Genomic DNA, 23,777 nt, shown 5'->3' with positions numbered 1-23,777 from the left:
CCCGTCTAAACAAGAATGGGGGAACGGCAAACCCATGGCCGACATGCTAAAATCAACGACTTCAAGCGGGCCGCGAACGGCGGAAGCCAATCCGGTGACCCGCTTCTTCCGCGCGACCGAGATCGACACCCGCCTACTCGGCATGATCGGCGCGCTCGTCATCATCTGGATCGGTTTCCACATCATCACCGGCGGCCTGTTCCTGACCCCGCGCAATCTCTGGAACCTCTCGGTCCAGACGACCGACATCGCGATCATGACGACGGGCATGGTGCTGATCATCGTCACCCGCAACATCGACCTTTCCGTCGGTTCCGTGCTCGGCCTCTGCGGCATGATCATGGGCGTGACGCAGGCGAAAATCCTGCCGGAATATATCGGCTTCGACAGCCCCTTCACCTGGGTGATCACGCTGCTGATCGGCATCATCGCCGGCGGCCTGATCGGCACCTTTCAGGGCATGATCATCGCCTTCCTCAACGTGCCCTCCTTCATCGTCACCCTCGGCGGCCTGCTCGTCTGGCGCGGCGCGACCTGGCTCGTCACCAGCGGTCAGACGGTTGCCCCCATGGACCAGACCTTCCGCATCATGGGCGGGGGCGCGGAGGGCTCGATCGGCGCCACCTGGAGCTGGGTCGTCGGCATCGCCGCCTGCCTCTTCGTCATCGCCAGCATCATCGGCTCGCGCCATCAGCGCCGCCGCTTCGGCTTTCCGCGCCGGCCGATCTGGGCGGAATATTTCCTCGCGACCTTGAGCTGCGTGCTGATCCTCGGCGCCGTCTCGATCGCCAACAGCTATTACTGGCCTGTTAACATCGCCAAGAAATATGCCGAGACCAACAATATCCCCTGGCCGGAAACCGGTCTCGACATTCCCTATGGCATCGCCGTGCCGGTGCTGATCGCCATCGTCGTCGGCATCATCATGACCTTCATCGCCACCCGCCTGCGCTTCGGCCGCTATGTCTTCGCGATCGGCGGCAACCCCGAGGCGGCCGAACTCGCCGGCATCAAGACCCGCTGGGTCACCGTACGCATCTTCGCGCTGATGGGCGTGCTCGCAGCCATTGCGGCGGCGATTTCCACCGCCCGCCTCAATGCGGCGACGAACTCGCAAGGCACGCTCGACGAGCTCTACACCATCGCCGCCGCCGTGATCGGCGGGACGTCGCTGGCCGGCGGCACCGGCACCATCGCCGGCGCCATGCTCGGCGCGCTCGTCATGCAGTCTCTGCAATCCGGCATGGTGCTGGCGCATGTCGACACGCCGCTGCAGAGCGTCGTCGTCGGCAGCGTCCTTGTCGTGGCGGTCTGGCTCGACACCGTCTACCGCGCCCGTGCCAAGTGAGAGGAGCTCCAGATATGGCTGATCAACGCACTCCCCTCGTGGAACTGAAAAACATTTCGATCTCCTTCGGCGGCATCCACGCCGTGGACAACGCCTCGGTCGATCTCTACCCCGGCGAAGTGGTGGCCCTGCTCGGCCACAACGGCGCAGGCAAATCGACCCTGATCAAGATCCTCTCCGGCGCCTACAAGCGCGATGGCGGCGAGATCCTGATCAATGGCGAGCCGGCCGAGATCCGCAATCCGCGCGATGCCAAGAAATACGGCATCGAGACGATCTACCAGACGCTTGCCGTGGCCGATAATGTCGACGCTGCCGCCAACCTCTATCTCGGCCGTGAGCTGAAGACCCGCTGGGGCACGCTCGACGACGTGGCGATGGAAGCCTCGGCCCGCCAGGTGATGGGGCGGTTGAACCCCAACTTCAAGCGCTTCAAGGAGCCGGTGAAGGCGCTTTCGGGCGGCCAGCGGCAATCGGTGGCGATCGCCCGCGCCATCCTCTTCAACGCCCGCATCCTGATCATGGACGAGCCGACAGCGGCCCTCGGGCCCCAGGAGACGGCGCAGGTCGGCGAGCTGATCAAGCAGCTGAAGAAGGAAGGCATCGGCATCTTCCTCATCAGCCACGACATCCACGACGTCTTCGACCTCGCCGACCGCGTCTCGGTGATGAAGAACGGCCAGGTGGTGGGCCATGCTCGCACCGAGGACGTGACCAAGGATGAAGTGCTTGGCATGATCATCCTCGGCAAGGTGCCGCCGAAAGCCATCCCCGGCCCCGGCGCCATGCAGATCTGACGCCACCGGCGCCCTGCCCCAGACAACCAAGCTCCGCCGCCCGCAAGGCCGGCGGAGTTTTTTATGTGGCATTCCTCAGGCTGACGGATAAAAACGCCCGTCAAATCGCAAGCATCGGTATTTCCGAGAATTTCGCGATTGAAGCCGGCCGCAAGCTAGGCTAAGAACCACCCATCGGACAGGCGATTCAAACCGCCTCAGGCATGCACCCGTAGCTCAGCTGGATAGAGTGTTGGATTCCGATTCCAAAGGTCACAGGTTCGAATCCTGTCGGGTGCGCCATCATCTTATCGAAATTGTTGAATTATCGGCTTTTGCGCTCTTCCTCATAACGGCAATATCGGCAGCGCAATGCTAACCGCTCCGGAAAACTCGTTATTTTCAATATCGGCGAATAGCGGCCGCAGCCGGCGTTAGCACGGTGTTAGCGTAAGTCATCTACCATAGCGACACTATCGGAAACCCGGTTTGTCCGTTGCAACAGGGACAAATGGACGCTGGGGATCCCGGAAACGCCACGGCTTACGGAGATTGCATGAAACCGGTTCTAGCCAGCCTGATATTGTCGTCTGCCATGCTGCTGCTATCCAGCGCGTCTGGATTTGCCGCTTCTGGCGGATGGCAGTCGGATGGGCAAGGCACGAGATATTGGCATGTCACCCCGCCGCCCGGGCAATGCAATATAAGTCAGGCGAAAAACCGTGCGCGTCGGGCCGGCATCTATCGCAGCGAGATCATGCAGCAGGATGAGAATATCATCGTGCTCAGAGGTCTGGATGAATCGGGCGACCGGCGAACGATCGGTTTCGGCAACATCAGGGGATGCCCTGAGTTGGAAGGCTATGAGGAAAGCCCGAACTTCTGAGGGCATGGTTAAAGCCGACTCTCGCAGTAACTGGCTCCGGCAACTGATTGCATAGCGCATCGGACGACGCGACCGGTCGGCCAGGGCCTCAAGCCCGTCCAGGTGTCCGCGAACCCTTGGAAAACGATCTCCCGAAAACAGTGCGACGCCTGCTCCAGAAATACCCCATTTACCTCCCGGCGGGGATTGGAAGTGTGAAATCACCCTTGATTTCGTTGACATTATTCGTGATCGCTAAGGCTTTCAATCCCCACGATTCCCCGCCCCCGCGCCGGAGGTACACCGTCGCGGCACTTCTTGAAAACAAGCGGCGACCGCCGCGCTTTTCAAGTAAGAGACTCCATCGCCTGAACAGGGCTACCCTAAGCCAAGATCGAAAGATGGAAATAAGTGAGCAATAGACTCAACGACAAAATCGTGTCGCCGAATATTGGGGGTTACCAAATGCATATTTACGTTCTGAAATGCATGACGACAAAGTGCCAATCCTGCGTAAGTGGCACGACCTGATCACCGATATCGTGCGCGATTGTCCATGGAACGTAATGAGCCGAGCTTTGGGAGCTGCTTCAAATCGATCTGTTACGAAGCGGCGGATATAGGCGGGGACAAACGCCACAACGGACGCGACAGCATTGACCGTAACCAGACCGGCTATGTCTCGATCTCTTTCGGCGGCAAGCTGGATGGCAATGTTACCGCCGAGCGAATGGCCTACGAGTAGAACAGTATCGTGCCCCTGCCGGAGGACGCCCTGCCACTGCTGCCTCCCAACTCAACGAGTCCAGGCACGCCAGACGGGGAGCCGCACTGGCGCGGGCCGACCGGGAAAACAAATGAGCGCCCCTGAATGCTGATTTACAACAGCGCATAAAATAACGACTGAAATCGACCCCGCCCGCAAATCTTTTATCGGGCCGTAGTGTTCTCCCTCCGAGATCTCTGTGTTAGGCAGCCCCAAAAGCGCCAATCTTGCGCACGACCAAGTACGCTCTCGATATGAAGGCCGCGGGCATTGAAGGCTTACAGACCAGAGATTGATGGCCTCAGGGCCATATCGGTGATCGCGGTTATACTTTATCACGCCGAGTTCACGGTGGCTGGCCACACGCTGCTTTCCGGTGGGTATATCGGCGTCGATGTATTTTTTGTGATCAGCGGCTTCCTGATTTCCCAGATTTTGCTGACGGAGATCGAAGCGACGGGGCGTATCGATTTCCTTAAATTCTATGCCCGGCGTGCGCGCCGAATTCTGCCTGCGTTGTTCGCAGTCATTTTCGCGACGATGCCTTTCGCCTATTACTTCTTATTGCCGTTGGAACTCACAGATTACGCCGACTCCGTAGGTTCTTCGCTCCTGTTTGGATCGAATATCTATTTTTATTTTACTGCGGCCCAGTACGGAGAGCCCAACACCCTTCTCAAGCCTTTTCTGCACACCTGGTCGTTGAGCGTCGAAGAGCAGTTTTATATCGCCTTTCCGATCTTGTTGCTGATCGTGCGCCGATACTTGAAATCGAACTTTTTGCCATGCGTGTTGGTGGCGGCAGCCCTCAGCTTCGTGTTCTGTTTCGTCACGGTACGGCACGATCCGCAGCAGGCCTTCTATTCGCCGCTCACCCGGGCCTGGGAACTGCTGGCCGGAACACTGCTCGCCTATTACGAGCTCAGGCGTGGACGGCCTCGCCCCCAGCCGTTGCTCGCGGCGGCCGGGCTTATCCTCGTTCTTGGTTCACTCATCTTGTTTGGAAAGGATACGGTTCATCCTGGCCGAGTCACTGTGATCCCCGTCGTCGGGACCTGCCTTGTGCTCGCATTCGCCAGCCGTGAGAACGCAGCCGGGCGCCTGTTGGCTTCTCGGCCCGCGGCGCTCACCGGATTGGTGTCCTACTCCTTGTATTTGTGGCATTATCCGGTCTTCGCTTTCTGGCGGCTGACAAGCTTGGATTTCGGCAATGGCGACAAGTTTCTCGCCATCGCGGTGACGGTCCTGGTCTCGGTCGCCAGCTTTGTCGTCATTGAAAAGCCCTTTCGCCACACCAGGAAAAGCCGCGCTCTCTGGATCACCCTGAGCTCATCCGTTGCAACCATCGCAGCTGCTGTCCTTTCAGCAATCACGATGGCCGGTTTTCCTCATAGGCTGGATGAAGTCTATTCACCTGTCGCGCAGGCGAACGAAGCAAGGCTCGAAAGCACTTTTCTAAGCTTGAACGACAACATTCAAGCTGAGAAGCCCGTTATCTTCATCATTGGGGACTCGCACGCCAGAAACTGGTCGATTGCGCTGAAAAATTACGTCGATACCGGTCGGTATCAAGTCGTGGCGCTCAGCTATTTGAACTGCATGGTGGAGATCAAGAACGATAGTGTGAAGGCCCCCTCACGCGCCAGCATTTACGACAAATACTGCATTCCCTTTGAAAAATATATCAACGACAAATCATTGCTCAGCCGAACGAAAGCGATCTTCCTCACGAGCCTTCGGCCTTTCGAATACACCGTCAACCCGTTCAGGTTCGAGCTTATTTCCTGGATGAAAAGCCATTCGGATGACGCGCGCGTTTTCGTGTTCGGAAATTATTTCCAGCTTGACGAATTGCACTCGTGCCTGGGGCTGATGTTTCAGAGAAAATCCGATGCCTCTATCTGCCTGCGATCGGCGAGCTATCCGCCGGCCAACCAGCCTTTAGAGCAACTGCCGTTTTTCCCCTCCGGTCTTCCGTTCACCTACGTCGATATCGTCAAGCTTCACTGCGATTACGACAAGGAGAAATGCCTGACCAGCAGCAAGGGTGTTCCGTTCATCACAGACTGGAACCATATGACCGCCGAATTTCTGACGACCTTGATTGGTGACATTCTGGAAAAGAAAACCGCTGACCTGCGGAGCGACGGTCTGCTCGATTTCCTGGTACCGCCGCACGCCGGGCAGGCCGAACGAACGGCAAGTTCTGAGCCGAACGCTGGTCCCGCGTCTTCCGCTTCTCCATCAAATTAGTCGGTGCTCCGACACAAAGGACGATGAGCTTGGTGTTCAGGTCCGGACCTTCGTATACCATCGTTGAGATGGTGCTCATCGCGCACGAGCTAGAAAAACCGACAAGCGCCCTCCACTTCCGTCCCATACCAGACGTTACTGAGGATCTTTGCCTTCTCAGCCCGGCCGGCGGCCTTACTCAGGCTCCGGCTTCAGCACGGTTGAATGCGAGTTGGATTGCCAACGGAGGCGACCATCGCGCATGATGAGGCGCTCAAAAGGGATCTCCATCTAGGGTTCCGCGAAGCGCTACATATTCTGCGGGATGACGAGGATGATGAACACCTACCAGCGCAACCACTATGCCGAAGAACGTCGCAACTACTGACGAGGCGACGCCTCGATTTCGGCTCTTGGATTTTCGCCTGGCGAATAACACTGAAGATCCGATAACGAGTGCAAGCGATCAAAAAACCAAGAATTCACCAAATCCTCGCGCGATGACTTCTAACGGTGAGCGGAACAAGCCAAAGATCGATTCAAAGCCTAGAACCAACTGGTACACGTTCAGCATGACAACCGCTAATAGCGATGTGGCCGAAGAAACAAACAGGAGCCGTCGCATCCGATCCTCGATATTGCTCGTATATTGCGATTGAATTTATCCGGTCGGTGGTTCCTTTCGGATTATGACAGTAGTTAAAATTGGCAGCGAGATCACGATTGGGCGTAAGGTGATCTACGTTAGAATGACGGCTGCGAGGCGCCGGCGGCCCGTGCGCCGGGCCGCACGGCCCGCCGCTACATCGCCAAAGTTCGCATCAATCTAGCCTTGATAGACAGCCACGTCGGCTTGGCATTCCTGGTCCGACGCTTCTGATTGCAGGCGAAACAAACAAGATGAAGATTTTCGAGGCAACTGTATCCGCCCTAAGCCTTCGCCTGCGCATCCGCCTATTAGCAATTTGTTGACCATAAGCTGCCTTTACTGGGTCTGATGGATGCGGAGGTTTCCCGCCCGTCGTCGAATGTTTGGTGGGACGGGATTGGTCGTGTTGGAGTATTCACAGGGTTGGTCGGGTGAAGCCTTGGGCGGAATTGCCGCGCTCATGTCGCGTGCCAAACGCTTCGCGGCGCAGACCATTCTGCCGGCTCTGTTTGCGCTGCCGGCACTTGCCGGTTCTGCATCCCTTGCCTCGGCAGAAGATCGGGCGCTGAAGCTTTTCTTCACCCACACGGGCGAGAGGGCCACGATCACCTACAAGCGGGATGGAAAGTTCGATTCCAGGGGCCTTGCCCAGATCAACCGGTTTCTGCGCGACTGGCGCAGGAACGAGCCGACCCGGATGGATCCGCGGCTGCTCGACCTGGTCTGGGAGGTGTATAAGAAGAGCGGCGGCAAGGATTATATCCACGTCGTCTCCGCCTATCGTTCCCCTGCCACCAACAACATGCTGCGCAACCGTTCGCGCAGCACTGGCGTCGCCAAGAAGAGCCAGCACATGCTGGGCAAGGCGATGGATTTCTACGTTCCTGGCGTGAAGCTTGCGACGCTGCGTGCCATTGCCATGCAGATGCAGGTCGGCGGTGTCGGCTATTATCCGACCTCGGGATCCCCCTTCGTGCATCTCGACGTCGGCAATGTCCGGGCCTGGCCCCGCATGTCCCGGCAGGAACTCGCGCGCATATTCCCGAACGGGAAAACGATGCATCTTCCGGCCGATGGGCGGCCGCTGCCGGGATATAATCAGGCGGTTGCGAACTACAGGAAACGCGTCAGCTCCACCTCGATCGAGATCGCCAGCACCGCCGGAGAAGACGAAGACGCGGGAGCCTCCACCACGCCAAGCGGCGGCGCCACAGACAGCAAGCTGGTAACCGCGCTGCTGCCGACGCCGAAAAGCCGGGCCTTGAACGCGCTGGCGCAGCAGACCGGCGCGGTCGAGCGAGATGACAAAGGCTCCGCTCCCGATCTTTCATCTCTCCCGATTCCGATACCGGCGATGCGCCCCCTCGCCCTGGCGCAGGACGCGGGCGCGGACGACAGGCTGGTGACTGCCTCGATCGGCCCGATTGCAGCACTTTCGGAGAGACGCCTGCCCGCATTGCCGGCTCACGCGCGTTTCCATCCCGTCGTTGCTGCACAGCAGATCTCTTGGCAGGGCGCCGACATGATCGCCTCCCTGCCGATGACCGCTTCCTGGGAAGAAGCAGATTTCCTTGGATCGACGTCAGAAGCGGCGCTGATGCAATGGGCGCTGCATTCTCCCGGCGCGGCGATCGGATTGAGCGCGCCTCGCCTTTCCCCACGCACGGTCCATCGCGAGGCGAATGTCGCGGCTTCAGACGAGAACACCGTTCCGGTCGCCGCCACAGGTCCGTTCGACGCCAGCCGGTTTTCGTCGCTCCCGGAGGGTTGACCACCGAAAAACGATAGATGCATAGGGGCCAGAAGTCGTTTCTAAGCTTGCGTCAGAGAATTGCTCCGGTGCTGTGGGTACAATGGCTGAGAGCTAATGGCGACACGGCAATAGCAGAGATGCTCTTCTCTCCGTTCCCGATCGGAACAGAGCGATTAAAATATCAACGCAAGGTTTGAAATATATCATCACTCGCTCAGCGCTTCTGAGCCGTATCAACAAGATCATAAGTCGTAGGAACTTCTTCAATGCCGGTGAGTTAAGAGTGTGGATGTAATCGTCGCTCAGTCGACTTCGCATTTGTCCTTTCCAACTCTTCGCAGCCCCGCAATCCAGCGGGGCTTTTTTGCTGAAGTACTTTGCTCTGTACGGCATCGTACGGAAACTCTTGCGGCCCGCCGGCGTTTCTTGCTTCGGATCGCGCAGAGGGAGCCTCTCCTGTCTCCGCGCGCACCCCTATGCTCTGCGCGATCCACACTATCTCGAGACCTTTCTGAGATCCGATTGCGAACAGCGGCAAGGCAACGCGTAAATCGATGATCGCCGGCGGCGCCAGCATTTCATGCGGCCCGAACGGCGTTGTGCACATGCCACCGGCTCATCTCACTGCCTCAGTGAACAACCGCGATCACCCGTATTCCGGCTTCCTCCGCGGCGCGAATGAGGGCGGCGCGCGCCATATCGGGCGAAATATTGCCCTGGATCGCGTCAAGGCAGGTCTTTACAGCCGCTATATATTCCCGGCCGTCATCCATCGGCCAGGCGGCGACAAGCGCGCCTGCGACCTCACCGAGCGACCGGACCAGCCTGTGTTTTTCCTGACCGCCCATCACAAGCATCAGAGGCGCGAAGTCTTCGCTTGTGTGCCAGTCTACAATTCCGACCGTCTGTATTGCCATTCGTTGCTTCACCTCACAAGAAGCCTTCCCCATCCGCTGAAACGCAGGCGCCGGGTTCGGCAGGTTGGCGCTTCGGCAGGAGGTCTCGACGGTGTTTCGCGACAGACCAAAACCTTCCTGAGATGTCCCTTCAATCGGACGGGAAGCATCTAAAGCAGGTGATGCAGGGGAAAAGCCGGACCTAAGTCGGACTGGAAGGGCGGCGGCGGCTGTTCATATAACAGAGTCATGTAACCTATAGGTCCGTGGAGGGGCGGAACGGGAGGAGGAGATGAAGTTCGGCCCCGATAACAACAACCACGAAGAGCGCTTTTCGCAAGGCCACAGTTCGGCAGCAACCGTCGCCACAATCGAAGCAGCCCTTTCCGCTGATCCCGACATCGACAGCAGCGCTATCGAGGTCAGGATGCTCGGTCCTGTCGTGCTGCTTGAAGGCTATATTACCAAGCCCGCCGACCGCGACAAAGCCATCGCGCTTGCGGCGATGATCGTCGGTGAGGAGAATGTCCACGACCGGATGCTGAGCCGTTTCTCCACGCAGTAGCGAGGGGTGGGCGGCTGGGACCAAGGTCGGCTAAGCCCCGGCCTCAAGTCCTAACTCCGGAACCGTTCCTCCATTATCCGGTTGGTACGCCAGCGGAACCAACCGCATAAAAGGAGGAAAATTGATGAATATCAAAGCAGTAGGAATTGCCGCTGGTCTCCTGTTGGCATCGACGTCTGCCTTTGCGCAGCAGTCGACGGTCACAGGTGCGGTCGGTGGCGCCGCGACGGGTGCGATCGTCGGCGGCCCGGTAGGTGCTGCTGTCGGCGGCATCGTCGGCGGCGTCGCAGGCAGCGTCATCGACCCGCCGCCGCCAAAGGTGGTGACCTATGTCGAGCAGGCTCCCGCCCCGGCTGAACGCGTGGTGGTGAAGGAGAAGGTCGTCGTCGGGCAGCCCCTGCCAGAGACGGTCGCCGTGACGCCAATTCCCGACGATCCGAAATATGCCTATGCGATCGTCAACGATCAGCGTGTGATCGTCGAACCTTCCTCGCGGACGGTCATCCAGGTCATCAAGTGACAGACGGGCGGCAAAGCCGCCATTCCAACAATCAGGGCGCGCATGTCACGCATGAGAATGCGGGCGGCAACGCCTGTTCGAACTTCGGAGAATGATCATGAAAAGCAACCATCTCACCATGCTACTGGCAGCGCTGTCGCTCGGCGTCTCGCCGCTTGCGACACTGCCGGCCGCGGCCCAGCAGGACAGCACAAAGAGCAGCGGCCAGACCCAGTCCGGTTCTCAAAGCACGGATTCCGGCTCGCAATCCGGGGCCGGCAAGACCGACTGCACCCCCGATGCTTCCGGGGCCTGCCCGCAGGGCAAGGGCCAGACGACGCAGCAGAAATCCGGCCAGGGCTCCGACATGAAAAAGAGCGCTGAACAGCCTTCCAACGACAACGGTTCGACGAGCGGAAGCACCTCGGGCAAGGCTTCGACGGAAACCAAGCCCGCATCGCCGGACGCCAACGGCGCCACCACCACCGAACAGAAGCCCGCCGCCAAATCCGGCACGACCGATACCAGCGGCTCGGCCACCACAGGCACAAAAGGCAGCACTACGCAGAGCGGCGATGCGACCAAGCAGCCGAGCGATCAGAACGCGACGACGACAAACAAGAGCTCGTCGGAAACCAACGTCAACAACAACACGACGACGAACAAGCAGACTTCGAACACCACCAACGTCAACATCTCGGTTGAACAGCAGACCGAAATTCGATCGGTGGTGAAGGAGGTCCATGTCGCACCGGTGAAGGAAGTGGACTTCACGGTCTCCGTCGGGGTGAAAATCCCGAAGAAGGTGCAGCTCGAACCATTGCCGCCGCGCATCGTCAAGATCGTTCCGCAGTATGAAGGCTATCGCTTCTTCATCCTTGCGGATGGCCGGATCGTCATCGTCGATCCCGATGCGCTGACGATCGTCTATATCATCGACGCCTAAGGCCTAACACGCAGGTTCCGGCGGCGTCTTTTTCGTCGCCGGGCGGCCCACCGACACCCTCCATCCAATACGCACATTGAGTGACTGGCCTTCCTTCCGGCTTGAGCGTCTACTCTATCGCTCTGGCGGAGGAAGCAGACCATGGCCATGTATCTCACACGCTTCAGCTATACGCCCGAAACCTGGGCGCGCATGATCGAAAAGCCTGAGGATCGCCGCGAGGCGGCACGCAGCTACATTGAATCCGTGGGCGGCAAACTCCATGGGTTCTGGTATGCCTTTGGCGAGCATGACGGATGGAATTTGTGGGAGGCGCCCGACAACGTATCGATGGCGGCCGTCACGCTTGCGATCGGCGCCGGCGGCGCGCTCAGCTCGATCGAGACCACCGTGCTGCTCGAAGTCGAGGACACGATCCAGGCGCTGGAAAGAGCGAAGTCGATCCGATACCGCCCGCCGGCAGCCTAGGTTGCGGTAGCATCAAAGCGCGCCGAGACCTTTCGGATCCGCTCGCGCTTCAGTTCATTGTTTACGCATGCTGCTGTCGAAGAACCGCAGCCTACTCACTCTGCCTGAAATTCCGGATCCGATCGAACAGCACCGCCAGCACGATCGCGCCGCCGATAAAAGTCCCCTGCCAGAAGGCGTTGATGCCGAGCAGACCGAGGCTGTTGCGGATCACTTCGATCAGAGCCGCGCCGACCAGGGCGCCGAAGGCGGTGCCGACGCCGCCGGCGAGATTGGCGCCGCCAATGACGGCGGCGGCGATGACCTGCAGTTCCATGCCGGCCCCGATATTGGTGGTGACGGCGCCGAGCCAGCCGGTCTGGACGATGCCGGCGATGCCGGCCGACAGCGCCGAGATCATGTAGACGGCGACCTTGATGCGACGCACCGGAACGCCGGTCAGTGTCGCGGCGTGTTCATTGCCGCCGATGGCGAAGATATAGCGGCCGAACCGCGTCCAGCGCAGCACGAAGCCGGTCAGAAGCGCCAGAATGATCATGTAGAGAACAGGATTGGCGATGCCGAGAAACCAGGCGCCGCCGCCGAGCGCCAGGAGCTTGTCGTGATCGGGACCGAACTGGAAAACGACGGTGTTGTTGGAGGCGACCATGGCGAGGCTGCGCGCCACCGACAGCATGCCAAGCGTCACCACGAAGGGCGGGAAATCGAGATAGGCGATCATGACGCCATTGAAAGCGCCGACGACAAGCGCCGTGCCGATTGCGGCCGCTATGCCGATTTCGATGCCGTAACCGGCATGCATGGTGACAGCCAGCACCATGCTGCAGAGGCAGAGCACCGAGCCGACGGAGAGGTCGATGCCGCCGGTGATGATGACCAGCGTCATGCCGAGCGCGATGATGGCGACGAAGGTGACGTTGCGGGTGATGTTGTAGAGGTTCTTCGCCGTCGCGAAGGAATCCGTGGCAAAGGACAGGAAGAGGCAGGCGAGGATGACGGCGATCAGCACCCAGAAGGTCTGACTGCCGACGAACTCCGAAAGCCGGCTTCGCTCTCTCTGCGCAATCGTCTGATCGAGGGTAACTGCCATTGCTGACCTTCTTTTCTGCCCAGTTCCACGCCTCTCAAACCTGTTCGATGGCGCCTGTTATGAGACCCGTCACTTCCTCCGGCGAGCTCGCCGCAATCGATTTGTCGGCGACTTTCCGGCCGCGGCGCATGACGATCACCCGATCGGCGACGGTAAAGACGTCGGGCATGCGGTGACTGATCAGCACGACCGCGATGCCGCGATCACGCAGCTCGCGGATCAGGTTCAAGACCTCCGCCACCTGGCGGACCGAAATCGCAGCGGTCGGCTCGTCCATCAGCACGATCTTCGCTTCCGACAGCATGGTGCGGCCGATCGCCACCGCCTGCCGCTGGCCGCCCGACATCTGCTTGACGAGGTCACGCGGGCGGGTTTCCGATTTCAGCTCCTTGAAGATCTCGCCGGCGCGCCTGTACATCGTCTTGTAATCGAGCACGCGGAACGGACCGATGCCGCGGCGGAGCTCCCGGCCGAGGAAGACATTGGCGGCGGCCGTCAGATTGTTGCAGAGCGCCAGATCCTGATGAACGATCTCGATGCCGTGCTGGCGCGCCTCGACCGGCCGGTGCATGACGATCTCCTTGCCGTCGAGCCGCATCGTGCCCTCGCTCGGCCGGAAGTTGCCGGCGATCATCTTGACCAGCGTGCTCTTTCCCGCGCCGTTATCGCCCATCAGACCGACGACCTGGCCGGCTTCGAGCGTAAACGACACATCGTTCACCGCCTGGATGGCGCCGAAATGCTTAGAAATATTGGTGAGCTCGAGAACCGCTACCAGCCGACCACCCTCCCCGGAACCTGCAGGCCTGCCTTCGTCGCCGGTTGCCGAAGCCGGTTGCCAGTCAGACGCCTGCGATCTCGCTTTTGCCGATCTCCTCCCGGAAAAGCGATTTGGTTCATTAATGCAAAAGCGCCATGAATGGTCAATCAAATGTCCGCTAAAACGGCCTCTCATCACAAAAATCTATTTTGTACGACAAATAGAGATTGACGCCGGAAACGCGCGCATATTAGCTGTTGCTGGGGAGAGAGGTATGCTGATCCTTGTCACCGGGGCTACGGGCAAGGTCGGGCGGCGCTTCATTACTGGGCTGCTTGACGAGCCGCGATTTTCCAAGGCACGCATTCGCGCGCTTTGCCATAATCGCGTGCTTGAGGAAACCGACCGCGTCAGTGTCGTGAAGGGTTCGATCGCCGACAGCAATGTTGTCGCAGCGGCCATGGACGGTGTCACCCATGTCCTGCATCTCGCCACCTGCAAGGAAACGCCCGACGATGTGATGGATGTTACCGTAAAGGGGCTGTTCTGGCTGCTGGAAACCTTTCGCCTAAGCCCGACGGCGCGGCAGTTCATCTTGATCGGAGGCGATGCCGGCGTCGGCCATTTCTTCTATCGTCACGACGGGCCGGTGACCGAAAAGACGCCGCATCGCGCCTATCCCGGCTGCTACGCGCTCTCCAAGGTGCTGGAAGAGGTGATGCTCGAGCAGTTCGCCATCCAGTATGGCATCAACAGCTGCTGCCTGCGGGCGCCCTGGATCATGGAGAAGGACGATTTCAAATATACACTCTCCTTCGGCGACGATGTCTTCGGCGGGCCGGACTGGAAGAGCCTGGTGCCGCCGGCCGATGCGGCGCGTTACGCGCGCGACGCCACGGTGCCGCTGTTGCGCGATGCCGACGGGCGGCCGCTGAAGCGCAATTTCGTCCATGTCGACGATCTCGTCTCGGCGATTCTGGCGGCGATCGACAATCCGCGCGCCGTGGGGCAGCTTTTCAACATCGCGATGGATCGGCCGGTCGATTACGGCGAGGTCGCCGCTTATCTCGCCCGCACGCGCGGGCTCGGCTCCGTCGATATTCCGAGCGAATATCACTCGAACTGGATGGACAACAGCAAGGCGAAGTTCCTGTTGGACTGGCGCCCCGTCTACGATCTGGAAAAGCTTATCGATTCAGCCTGGGAATACCGGCGTTCAAGGGAGGAGCCTCGTATCGTCTGGTATCCCGGTTGATAACAGGGCGGACGAAGGCGTCCGCCTTTTCACAAAGGGAGGAAGCTATGAGGAAGGCATTATTGCTGGCTGCCGCTGCAGCTCTGGCGTTCACGGCCGGCGAGGCCATGGCCGCCAAGAAGCAGCTCGTTATCGTCGTCAAGGGTCTCGACAACCCGTTCTTCGAGGCGATCAACCAGGGCTGCCAGAAATGGAACAAGGAAAACGCTTCGGCCGAATATGAATGCTTCTACACCGGCCCGGCATCGACCTCGGATGAAGCCGGCGAGGCGCAGATCGTCCAGGATATGCTCGGCAAGGCCGATACGGCGGCGATTGCCATCTCGCCGTCGAACGCCAAGCTGATCGCCCAGACGCTCAAGACGGCCAATCCGAGCGTGCCTGTCATGACGCTCGATGCCGATCTTGCCGCGGAAGATTCCGCTCTGCGCAAGACCTATCTCGGCACCGACAACTATCTGATGGGGGCGCGGATCGGCGAATACATCAAGAAGGCCAAGCCGAAGGGCGGCAAGATCTGCACCATCGAAGGCAATCCCGGCGCCGACAACATCCTGCGCCGCGCCCAGGGCATGCGTGACACGTTGAGCGGCAAGAAGGGACTCGACGCCCTTAAGGGTGAAGGTGGCTGGACCGAGGTGGCGGGCTGCCCGGTCTTTACCAATGACGACGGCGCCAAGGGCGTGCAGGCGATGACCGACATCCTCGCCGCCAATCCCGACCTCGACGCCTTCGGTATCATGGGCGGCTGGCCGCTGTTCGGCGCTCCGCAGCCCTATCGCGACCTGTTCAAGCCGATGGCCGACAAGATCGCCAAGAACGAGTTCGTCATCGGCGCCGCCGACACCATCGGCGACGAAGTGGCGATCGCCAAGGAGGGCCTGGTAACCGCGCTCGTCGGCCAGCGGCCTTTTGAAATGGGCTACAAGGCGCCGACTGTGATGATGGACCTGATCTCGGGCAAGAAGGTCGATGATCCGGTCTTTACCGGGCTGGACGAGTGCACCAAGGATACGGTCGACACCTGCATCCAGAAATGACGCCGCGTTCGGAGCGCCCATTCCGGTGGGCGCTCCCCTGGACTACCTTTCGATCTCCGAAAAGATCCAGTCGGAAAAAGCGCGCATGGCCGCCGTGATCGGCCGCGACTGCAGGCGCGTCAGCCAATAGCTTCCAAGCGAGATGGCGGTGGCGAAAGGCTGCACGATCGCGCCCGAGCAGAGGTGCCTTGAAAACATCGAGGGCGGGGCGAGCGCCACGCCCAGCCCCTGGAGGGCCGCCTCCATCATGCCGACGGAGGAATCGAAGACGATGCCGGCATTGACCTGGGCGGCCGGCGGCACGCCCGCGGCCTGAAACCAGGTGCTCCACTCATCCGTGCGGTAGCTGCGAAGCAGTGTCGCTCCGGCAAGGTCTGCCGGCGATCGGAGATCATCGGCCAGTTTCGGGGTGCAAAGAGGCGAAAGCGGCGCTTCGAACAGGCGCTGCGCCTCAGTGCCGTGCCATGAGCCGCTGCCGAAGCGGATGGCGAAATCGAGCCCTTCCGCCGCCGGATCGACGCGGTTGTTGTTGGTGGAAATGCGCAGATCGATGAAGGGATGCCGGCGCTGGAAGCCCGCAAGCCGCGGCAGGAGCCAGCCGACGGCGAAGGTTCCGACGACACCGAGGAACAGCAGTTCGCGCACCTGCCCGGCCTCGATCCTGTCGAGCGTCGTCGCCATCTGGTCAAAGGAGGCGGTGACCGTCGGCAGCAGCGCTTCGCCTTCCGCGGTGATCTTCAAGCCGCGGGGAAGGCGCTGGAACAGCGCCACCCCCAACCGCTTCTCCAGGCCCTTGACCTGCTGGCTGACGGCCGCCTGGGTGACGCAGAGCTCGATTGCAGCGCGGGTGAAGCTCAGATGCCGCGCGGAGGCTTCGAAAGCCCTGAGGCCATTTAGGGGAAGGAATTGCCGAACCATGTGAGCCCTAGAAATTCTTGTGGCTGTTGCGAGATATCATCGTTTGCGGTCATAAAACAGCGTAGCTAATCCCCTCCTCGGCGCATTTTCTGCGCTGCATCGACCTGGCGATTTGGAGATGATTGATATGAAGAATGTGGGGATGGGAATTTTATCGGCCGCCTTGATCTCGGCATGCACTTGCGCAAGCGGCTTTGCCGCCGATGCCGCGAAAGTGAGGGCGATCGCCGACGCCGCGATCAAGCCGGTCATGGAGAAAAACGCCATCCCGGGCATTGCCGTCGGCATCACCGTCGATGGAGAGCAGCACGTCTTCACTTATGGCGTCGAATCGAAGGAGACCGGCCGGCCGGTGGCGCCGACGACGCTGTTCGAACTCGGATCGATCAGCAAGACTTTCACTGCGACGCTGGCATCTTACGCTGACGCGAAGGGCGGGTTTTCGCTTGACCGCAAGGTGAGCACATATCTGCCGGCGATGAAGGGCAAGCCGTTCGGCGATGTCGTGCTTATCAATCTCGCTACCCATGCCGCCGGCGGATTTCCGTTGCAGCTGCCCGATGACGTCAAGACCGAAAAGCAGCTGCTTTCCTATTTCGCCGCCTGGCAGCCCTCTCATGCGGCGGGGACGCAGAGAAGTTACGCCAATCCGAGCATCGGCATGCTCGGCTATATCACCGCGAAGGCCATGGGCGGCGATTTCGCCGCCCTTATGGAAGGCAAGCTGTTTGCGGCTCTCGGATTAGAGAGCACCTATATCAATATGCCGAACTCGCGGCTGGCCGATTATGCTCAAGGTTATAAGCGCAATGGCGAGCCGGCGCGGCTGGCGCCGGCCCTGCTCTCCTCGGAAGCCTATGGCGTGAGATCGACGGCCGGCGACATGATCCGCTTCGTCGGCGCCAATATGGGCCTGGTCAAGCTCGACGGAACACTGCAGCAAGCGATTACCAGTACCCATACCGGATATTTCAGCGTCGGGAAGATGACCCAGGATCTGATCTGGGAGCAATACGCCTATCCCGCCACCCTGGCGAGCCTGCTCGAAGGCAATTCGCCCGCGATGCTGAAGACCATTCCGGTTTCTGAACTGCGGCCGCCGATGAAGCCGCGTGACGACGTCTGGATCAACAAGACCGGCTCGACCAACGGGTTCGGCGCCTATGTCGCCTTCATTCCGCAGGAGCGCCTTGGAATCGCCATTCTGGCCAATAAAAACTATCCCAACGAGGATCGGATTGCCGCGGCCTATCGGATATTGACCGCACTTACGGCCGACTGATCGGAAATGGGCGCAATCGACGTGAGGCACGCCAAAGCGGCTGTTCACCCGTCGGACCCTTGAAGCACACGGAGGGCAACGCTCTGAATCAACGTGCTCGTCTCGAGTCGGACTTTAGCCCGATGCGCGACCGCGCCCTTGTGATAGACCCTTGGCGGCCGGACATGCTGTGGCCGAGCCGGCTGCAGCGTATGTCCAACGACCGCAATCTCGCCCCCCAGTACACGGGGCGCTACTACCGGGAGTAATGCAAAATTAATAATTAAGATTAATGCGCGAGTATTTCTTAGAATTTCTCTAAGCAATTGCCAGTCCTCATAGAGAATGCTAATAAACAACTACCTTTCTTGAAGTCATCAGGGGCAATGCAAATGAAAACTGTATTGATTTCGGGCGGAGCTGGTTTCATCGGATCGCATCTGTGCGATCGACTTCTGCTTCGGACTGACGTTCAGAAACTCGTTGTTGTCGACAATCTTTGGACCGGACTTTTCGAAAATATCGAACACATCAAAGACCCGCGTTTCCACTTCGTGAAATCGGATGTCGAAAACCTGCAGACATCCGATAAATTCGACGAAATCTACCATCTCGCCTCTCCCGCATCGCCGCCCTGGTATATGAAGGAGCCGAAGCGGACGATTTCCGCCAATCTTCTCGGGGCAATGCGGCTTCTCGATCTCCTGAAAAAGGGGGGTCGTTTCGGCTTTACCTCGTCTTCCGAAGTCTATGGCGATCCGCTCGTCTCGCCGCAGCCGGAATCCTACAAGGGCCAGGTCGACTGTACCGGCCCACGCTCGTCCTACGACGAGAGCAAGCGCTGCACGGAATCGCTGCTGTTCGAGATGCAGCGCACCCAGGGGCTGGACGTCAAGGTCATCCGTCCCTTCAACATTTATGGCCCGAGAACCCGCGCCGACGATGGGCGGGCGGTCTCCAACTTCATCACCCAGGCGCTTTCGGGCCGCCCGATCACCGTGTTCGGCGACGGTCTGCAATCCCGCAGCTGGGGCTATGTCGACGATATCGTCGACGGTTTCGCCCGCTATTTCTGGATAAACCAAACCGACTATAAGGGGCCACTGAACATCGGCAACGATCGCGAGATTTCGGTTCTCGAGGTCGCGCAATATGTCTCCCGCCTCGTCGGCGGCGCGCCCATCGTGTTCGAGCCGTCACCCCCACAGGATCCAACCAACCGGCGGCCGGACCTCAGCAATGCGAACTACGTCATGCCCGAGTGGTCGTGTAAGATCAGTTACGAGCAAGGCGTTGCCCGGACGCTCGAATGGTTCAGGGAAAAAATGAAGGCCGAGAAGCAATCACCACAGCGGCGCAGCGCGCATCGTTGATGCTGACGGCTTGGGGCGGCTCGCGGCCTTTCGGACGCGCGAAGGGCGCCGATATTCTGAACCGGCACATCGTGCTGTCAGATCAGCCCGATCTAGGGCCGATCCGCAAGGTTCAAGGGTGCGATCGAGAGAGCGTTGATGCGAGAACCAATTCCGGCTGATCTGAAGGACATCCGCTTTCCCGTACCAATTCGCTATCTCGATCTCGCCTCGGCCGAGGTCGATACCGGCTCATCCGTCCTTTCCGAGGGGTTGGTGATCTTTCTGTCGGATGGCATTCCCGTAGGACAGGCCTATGTCGACAAGCCAGAGAACACGGCCGCACTCGCCTTGCGCGTCGTGCAGCCCGAGACGGTCGAGCATGCGCATCAGGTCGCGCAAATCCCACTCAAAAATCACGACGTCAGTATTCTGATCTGCACCAAGGACCGGCCCGACGAGCTGGCCCGCTGCTTGGCATCCATCCCCAAACAATCTCTTCCGCCGGTCGAGATCGTCGTTGTCGACAACGCATCGGCCGACGATGGCACGCGTCGTGTCGCAGAGGCAGCCGGCGCCACCTATGTCCGTGAGGATAGGATCGGCCTCGACTATGCCCGAAACGCTGCCGTGCGCGCGGCAACGACGGAATTCGTCGCCTTCACGGACGACGATGTGGTGCTTCACGAACGATGGCTCGAGAACCTGATGAAGGGGTTCGACCAGCCCGAAATCGGGTGCGTCACCGGCCTCGTCCTTCCCGGAGAGCTTTCCACGCCCGCGCAGTTGATATTCGAAAGACACTGGGGGTTCGGCCGAGGCTATCGGCGCAGGGACTTCGATCGGCACTTCTATCGCCGGCATAAGCGGCATAAAAATCCCATGTCGATGGTCGGCGCAGGAGCAAGCCAGGCGTTTCGTCGCAAAGTGTTCGATGAATGCGGATTATTCGACGTCCGACTCGGCGCGGGGGCGGCTGGGTGTTCCGACGACTCCGAATTCTGGGATCGGCTTCTCCATCATGGCCATACTTGCCGCTACGAGCCGACCGCGGTTTCGTGGCATTTTCACCGCAAGGACATGGAAGGGCTGGCAAAACAGGTCCATCAATATATGAAAGGCCATGTCGCTGCGCTGCTGATCCAGTACCAGAACACCGGCAAGCTGGGCAATCTGCGCCGCATGCTGATGTCGCTCCCCTGGTATCATCTCAAAAGGTTCGCGAAGCGGCTCGAACGCGGAGCGACTTCGGACAACTTCTTTCTGAAGGAAGAGGTTCTGGGGAGCCTGCAGGGCGCATTTTATCTTCTCGGCCGCTGGAAAATGCAGCCATGGTGACGGCGTCGAGACCTGCGATCTCCTTTCTCATTCCGGCCTATAATGCCGCCGGCACGCTGTCGGATTGTCTGGGCAGCCTGCAAAATCAGACGATATCGAACTGGCAGGCGGTCGTGGTGGATGACGGCTCGACCGACGCGACTTGGGAGATCCTTGAAAGCCTTGCCAACGCGGACGGGCGGATTACGCTTTACCGTCAACCGAATGCCGGTGCGGCCGCCGCACGCAATGCAGCCGCTCAGCTTGCCGCTGCGCCTCTGCTCTGCATGCTCGATGCCGACGACTGGCTGGATCCCGCCTTCAACGAAAGCATGCTGCCGATCGCCAGCAACCAGTCTCATCCACTAATCGCCCATTGCAGCTATCGCCGCGTCACGGCCGATGGCCGGATGCAGAAGATCGAGCAGGCGCATGATCTTACCGGAGATCATGCAATCCAGCAATTTTCGTCAATTTGCGCTCTGGCCATTCATACGGCAGTCTTTCCTAAGCGCCTTTTTACGGAACTGGGCGGCATGGATGTCACATTACAAACCTGCGAGGACTGGGATCTCTGGCTTCGCATGGCGTTCGCCGGGGCTCGATTCCAGCGGGTGGACAAATGCCTGGCCTTCTATCGCATGAAGGCCGGCTCTCTGTCGTCCGATCCGATTAGGATGATGCGGGACGCGATTGTCGTGACGGAAAGGGCGCGGGCCTTGCAAGTTGAGCGGAGCTTGCCGACGCAGGGCGAGGACGACGCTTGGCCGAAGCCCGCCCTTAGCCAGCTTCGCATCTTCATTTGGATCGCGTCGATGCATATTTGTGCGGAAACCGATCCCAAGGACCTGGCCGAGCTTCTGCCGGAATTTCCCGATGGCTCGGGCCACGAAGACATGATGGCGGTGGCCATCCTTCATGGGTTGCAGACGGGCCAATCGGTTGAGAATACTGCCGCCCTGATCGACCTGATGGACTCGTGGGCACCGGCAGTCTCGCGGCTCCTCGCCCTCATCGAAAGCCATTCGCTGGCCGGAACCGCAAGAAAGACAGAGCAGCTTCTTGCCTGGCGGCTTTCATCAGAAGCCGTCTCGCGTTCTTTTAAGCTGGGACGCGTCCAGACTGTGAGCGTCGACGTCAACAAGCTCGCGATGATTACCAAGGCCGTCGAAGCCGATACGCTGGTACTGCAGCTTTCGTCCGGACAGAAACATATCGGCGCCCACGTGGGGCCGCTATGGGGAGATCTGTCGGTCAGCGCATTGGTTCGCCTGATCGTCCGGGATATGCATGCAGGCGGTCGGCTGCCCACGCCCAGGACCTTCGCCTTTGCGCGCCACTGGTTATTCGAAACCTTGCGTAACTATAGAGGCTTCCTTCGGATTCTTCGTCGGGGAGGACGACGGCGGGGACGCCTCGGCCGCCTTGTCCAGTCAACGCGCGACGCAGCTCTTGTAAAATCTCTGGCAGGCGACGGGGAAACGGATGACCTGCGCCTTTCGAAGGCAGATCGGCAGAATGAGCGCTTGCATGGCGCGGTGTTAGCCGAGCGCCGCGGAAAAAAAACTGGAAAGGAAGCCCTTTTGTCAGAGGCCGCTTCCAAAGAGGAATATTGGGAACGGGTCTTTGAGCATCCCGACCCATGGAACTACGTGTCGATCTACGAACAGGTCAAATACGAGCAGACGCTGGGCCTTGTCCCGGAAGGGATAGGCAAGGCATTGGAACTTGCCTGTGCGGAGGGGATATTCTCCGCCAAGCTTGCGCAAAAGGTCGGGACGCTGACGGCAACGGACATCTCGCGTCGTGCGATCGAAAGAGCATCCGAGCGGTGCCGAGAGTGCGGGAATGCCGAGTTTCGTGTCCTGGACTTCGCAGGCGACGACATTCCTGGGGGACAGGACCTGATCGTCTGCTCGGAAGTCCTCTATTACATGGATGACGAACAGGTCTTGGAGCGGGTATGCCGAAAGATGGCCGCAGCACTGAAGCCGGGCGGCTGTCTGATTACCGCTCACGCCCATCTCCGGCGAGACGAGCCCGAAAGGACCGGTTTCGATTGGGACAATCCGTTCGGTGTCGGCACCATCAGGAAAGTCTTTTCGAACCTGCCGGACCTTACCCTGGAAGAAACGATCGAGACCGAGCTTTACGCCATTCATCGGTTCCGCAAGCGTGAAACGTCCGTACACACAATGCGGATTGAACGGCACGGTGTCCCATTGGACACGGAGGTGGCCAAGCACATCATCTGGGGACCGGCCGGTGTCGAACGAGTGGCGGCGTGGTCGAACGAAGTGACGACCTCGATCCCGGTGTTGATGTATCACAGAATCGCGCACGAAGGTCCCGATCGGCTGCGGCGTTTCCGGATCGCGCCGGAGATGTTCCGCCAGCAGATGCAGTTTCTCCGGCGGCAGGGCTACTATGGGCTGACGGCCGATGGGCTAGCCCATCTGCTTCAGGTGGGAAAGCCGATACAGGGGCGGCCGGTCGTCCTGACCTTCGATGATGCCTATCTCGATTTTTTTACCGAAGCCTATCCCATCCTTGCAGAGAACGGCTTCAGCGCCGACGTCTTCGTCGTGACGAAAAAAGTGGGCGGCCGGTCGGATTGGGATGCCGCTTACGGTGAGCCAGCCCCTCTGATGTCTTGGAACGACATTGAGGAACTACATCGAAAGGGCATCCGATTTGGGTCTCATCTGGAAACCCACACGCCGGCGAGCGCGCTGGATAACGCCACGCTACTGGCCGAAGCGGTTCATTCTCGCAAGACGCTGGAGAACCGGCTCGGGGCGGGCACGACATCTATCGCTCTCCCCTTCGGCTGCACCGATTTCCGTGTTCCCGGAATTCTGGCCGAGGCGGGATATCAAATTGGCTTCACCACAAGGCCGGCAAAGGCGGGCTTTTCGGACAAGCTGCTGTCACTCCCGCGCCTTGAGGTACGCGGCGATTTACCCATCACGGCGTTTGCCGAACTGATGGGCCATCCCAACGCCTTTATCGGATAATGCC

General features: G+C 59.7%; 20 protein-coding genes and 1 tRNA gene. 17 read left to right on the top strand and 4 right to left on the bottom strand.

Features of this window, described 5'->3' with window-relative positions; translation table 11 throughout:
- Positions 1-34: 34 nt before the first annotated feature.
- From FHT70_RS04770 to FHT70_RS04740, 7 genes are all read left to right on the top strand, one after another.
- Positions 35-1,348 carry a sugar ABC transporter permease gene (locus FHT70_RS04770; RefSeq protein ID WP_183699275.1) on the top strand — a complete coding sequence of 438 codons (1,314 nt, stop codon included), beginning with the start codon at positions 35-37 and terminating at the stop codon, positions 1,346-1,348.
- 14 nt (positions 1,349-1,362) lie between these two features.
- Entirely contained in the window at positions 1,363-2,145 is a 783-nt protein-coding gene (locus tag FHT70_RS04765) for an ATP-binding cassette domain-containing protein (RefSeq protein WP_088393066.1), read from the top strand.
- Positions 2,146-2,350: 205 nt separating this feature from the next.
- Positions 2,351-2,427, top strand: a tRNA-Arg gene (locus FHT70_RS04760).
- A gap of 253 nt (positions 2,428-2,680) precedes the next feature.
- Complete coding sequence (locus tag FHT70_RS04755; RefSeq protein WP_097597137.1) at positions 2,681-3,010, top strand: hypothetical protein; 330 nt, start codon at positions 2,681-2,683, stop codon at positions 3,008-3,010.
- A gap of 535 nt (positions 3,011-3,545) precedes the next feature.
- On the top strand, positions 3,546-3,734 hold the full coding sequence (locus FHT70_RS04750; RefSeq protein ID WP_183699273.1) for a hypothetical protein: 189 nt from the start codon (positions 3,546-3,548) through the stop codon (positions 3,732-3,734).
- Positions 3,735-4,025: 291 nt separating this feature from the next.
- Entirely contained in the window at positions 4,026-6,008 is a 1,983-nt protein-coding gene (locus FHT70_RS04745) for an acyltransferase family protein (RefSeq protein WP_183699271.1), read from the top strand.
- Positions 6,009-7,015: 1,007 nt separating this feature from the next.
- Positions 7,016-8,407, top strand: coding sequence for a DUF882 domain-containing protein (locus FHT70_RS04740; protein ID WP_183699400.1), 1,392 nt, complete (start codon positions 7,016-7,018; stop codon positions 8,405-8,407).
- Between the two features lie 611 nt (positions 8,408-9,018).
- Here FHT70_RS04740 and FHT70_RS04735 read toward each other — a convergent pair.
- Positions 9,019-9,300 carry a DUF982 domain-containing protein gene (locus tag FHT70_RS04735; protein ID WP_097597138.1) on the bottom strand — a complete coding sequence of 94 codons (282 nt, stop codon included), beginning with the start codon at positions 9,298-9,300 and terminating at the stop codon, positions 9,019-9,021.
- A gap of 277 nt (positions 9,301-9,577) precedes the next feature.
- Between FHT70_RS04735 and FHT70_RS04730 the strand changes: the two genes are divergently transcribed.
- The 4 genes from FHT70_RS04730 to FHT70_RS04715 all read left to right on the top strand — a co-directional run bounded on the left by FHT70_RS04730 (position 9,578) and on the right by FHT70_RS04715 (position 11,763).
- Positions 9,578-9,850 carry a BON domain-containing protein gene (locus FHT70_RS04730; RefSeq protein ID WP_085779081.1) on the top strand — a complete coding sequence of 91 codons (273 nt, stop codon included), beginning with the start codon at positions 9,578-9,580 and terminating at the stop codon, positions 9,848-9,850.
- A 124-nt stretch (positions 9,851-9,974) separates the two neighbouring features.
- Positions 9,975-10,370: a DUF1236 domain-containing protein gene (locus FHT70_RS04725; RefSeq protein ID WP_183699269.1), complete on the top strand. Its 396-nt coding sequence runs from the start codon at positions 9,975-9,977 to the stop codon at positions 10,368-10,370.
- A gap of 97 nt (positions 10,371-10,467) precedes the next feature.
- Positions 10,468-11,295, top strand: coding sequence for a DUF1236 domain-containing protein (locus tag FHT70_RS04720; protein ID WP_183699267.1), 828 nt, complete (start codon positions 10,468-10,470; stop codon positions 11,293-11,295).
- 141 nt (positions 11,296-11,436) lie between these two features.
- Positions 11,437-11,763, top strand: a complete 327-nt coding sequence (locus FHT70_RS04715; protein WP_085779083.1) for a GYD domain-containing protein — start codon at positions 11,437-11,439, stop codon at positions 11,761-11,763.
- Positions 11,764-11,854: 91 nt separating this feature from the next.
- On the opposite strand, the gene FHT70_RS04710 is transcribed toward FHT70_RS04715, so the two are convergent.
- Positions 11,855-12,853 carry an ABC transporter permease gene (locus FHT70_RS04710; protein WP_085779084.1) on the bottom strand — a complete coding sequence of 333 codons (999 nt, stop codon included), beginning with the start codon at positions 12,851-12,853 and terminating at the stop codon, positions 11,855-11,857.
- 34 nt (positions 12,854-12,887) lie between these two features.
- Positions 12,888-13,565, bottom strand: coding sequence for an ATP-binding cassette domain-containing protein (locus tag FHT70_RS04705; RefSeq protein WP_245362101.1), 678 nt, complete (start codon positions 13,563-13,565; stop codon positions 12,888-12,890).
- 322 nt (positions 13,566-13,887) lie between these two features.
- Between FHT70_RS04705 and FHT70_RS04700 the strand changes: the two genes are divergently transcribed.
- Both FHT70_RS04700 and FHT70_RS04695 read left to right on the top strand, forming a co-directional pair.
- Positions 13,888-14,868 (top strand): NAD(P)-dependent oxidoreductase, encoded by a 981-nt coding sequence (locus tag FHT70_RS04700; protein ID WP_183699265.1) that lies wholly within the window; start codon positions 13,888-13,890, stop codon positions 14,866-14,868.
- A 47-nt stretch (positions 14,869-14,915) separates the two neighbouring features.
- Complete coding sequence (locus tag FHT70_RS04695) at positions 14,916-15,908, top strand: sugar-binding protein (protein WP_097597076.1); 993 nt, start codon at positions 14,916-14,918, stop codon at positions 15,906-15,908.
- Between the two features lie 42 nt (positions 15,909-15,950).
- Here the strand turns inward: FHT70_RS04695 and FHT70_RS04690 are convergent, their stop codons facing one another.
- On the bottom strand, positions 15,951-16,826 hold the full coding sequence (locus FHT70_RS04690) for a LysR family transcriptional regulator (RefSeq protein WP_183699263.1): 876 nt from the start codon (positions 16,824-16,826) through the stop codon (positions 15,951-15,953).
- Between the two features lie 127 nt (positions 16,827-16,953).
- On the opposite strand from FHT70_RS04690, the gene ampC reads away from it, so the two are divergent.
- The 4 genes from ampC (at position 16,954) to FHT70_RS04670 (ending at position 23,773) form a co-directional block, all read left to right on the top strand.
- The gene (gene ampC, locus FHT70_RS04685) at positions 16,954-18,108 is read left to right on the top strand and encodes a class C beta-lactamase (RefSeq protein ID WP_183699261.1); all 1,155 of its coding nucleotides are present in this window, start codon (positions 16,954-16,956) and stop codon (positions 18,106-18,108) included.
- 371 nt (positions 18,109-18,479) lie between these two features.
- Positions 18,480-19,460 carry an NAD-dependent epimerase/dehydratase family protein gene (locus FHT70_RS04680; RefSeq protein WP_183699259.1) on the top strand — a complete coding sequence of 327 codons (981 nt, stop codon included), beginning with the start codon at positions 18,480-18,482 and terminating at the stop codon, positions 19,458-19,460.
- A gap of 138 nt (positions 19,461-19,598) precedes the next feature.
- Complete coding sequence (locus FHT70_RS04675; protein WP_183699257.1) at positions 19,599-20,777, top strand: glycosyltransferase; 1,179 nt, start codon at positions 19,599-19,601, stop codon at positions 20,775-20,777.
- Entirely contained in the window at positions 20,771-23,773 is a 3,003-nt protein-coding gene (locus FHT70_RS04670; protein ID WP_183699255.1) for a glycosyltransferase, read from the top strand. Before FHT70_RS04675 ends, FHT70_RS04670 begins: the two co-directional genes overlap by 7 nt.
- Positions 23,774-23,777: the final 4 nt, after the last annotated feature.

The sequence above is a fragment of the Rhizobium sp. BK049 genome, from assembly GCF_014193135.1.
GTDB lineage: Bacteria > Pseudomonadota > Alphaproteobacteria > Rhizobiales > Rhizobiaceae > Rhizobium.
The sequence above is the reverse complement of the archived record's forward strand: the minus strand, read 5'-3'. Positions and strand labels throughout refer to the sequence as shown.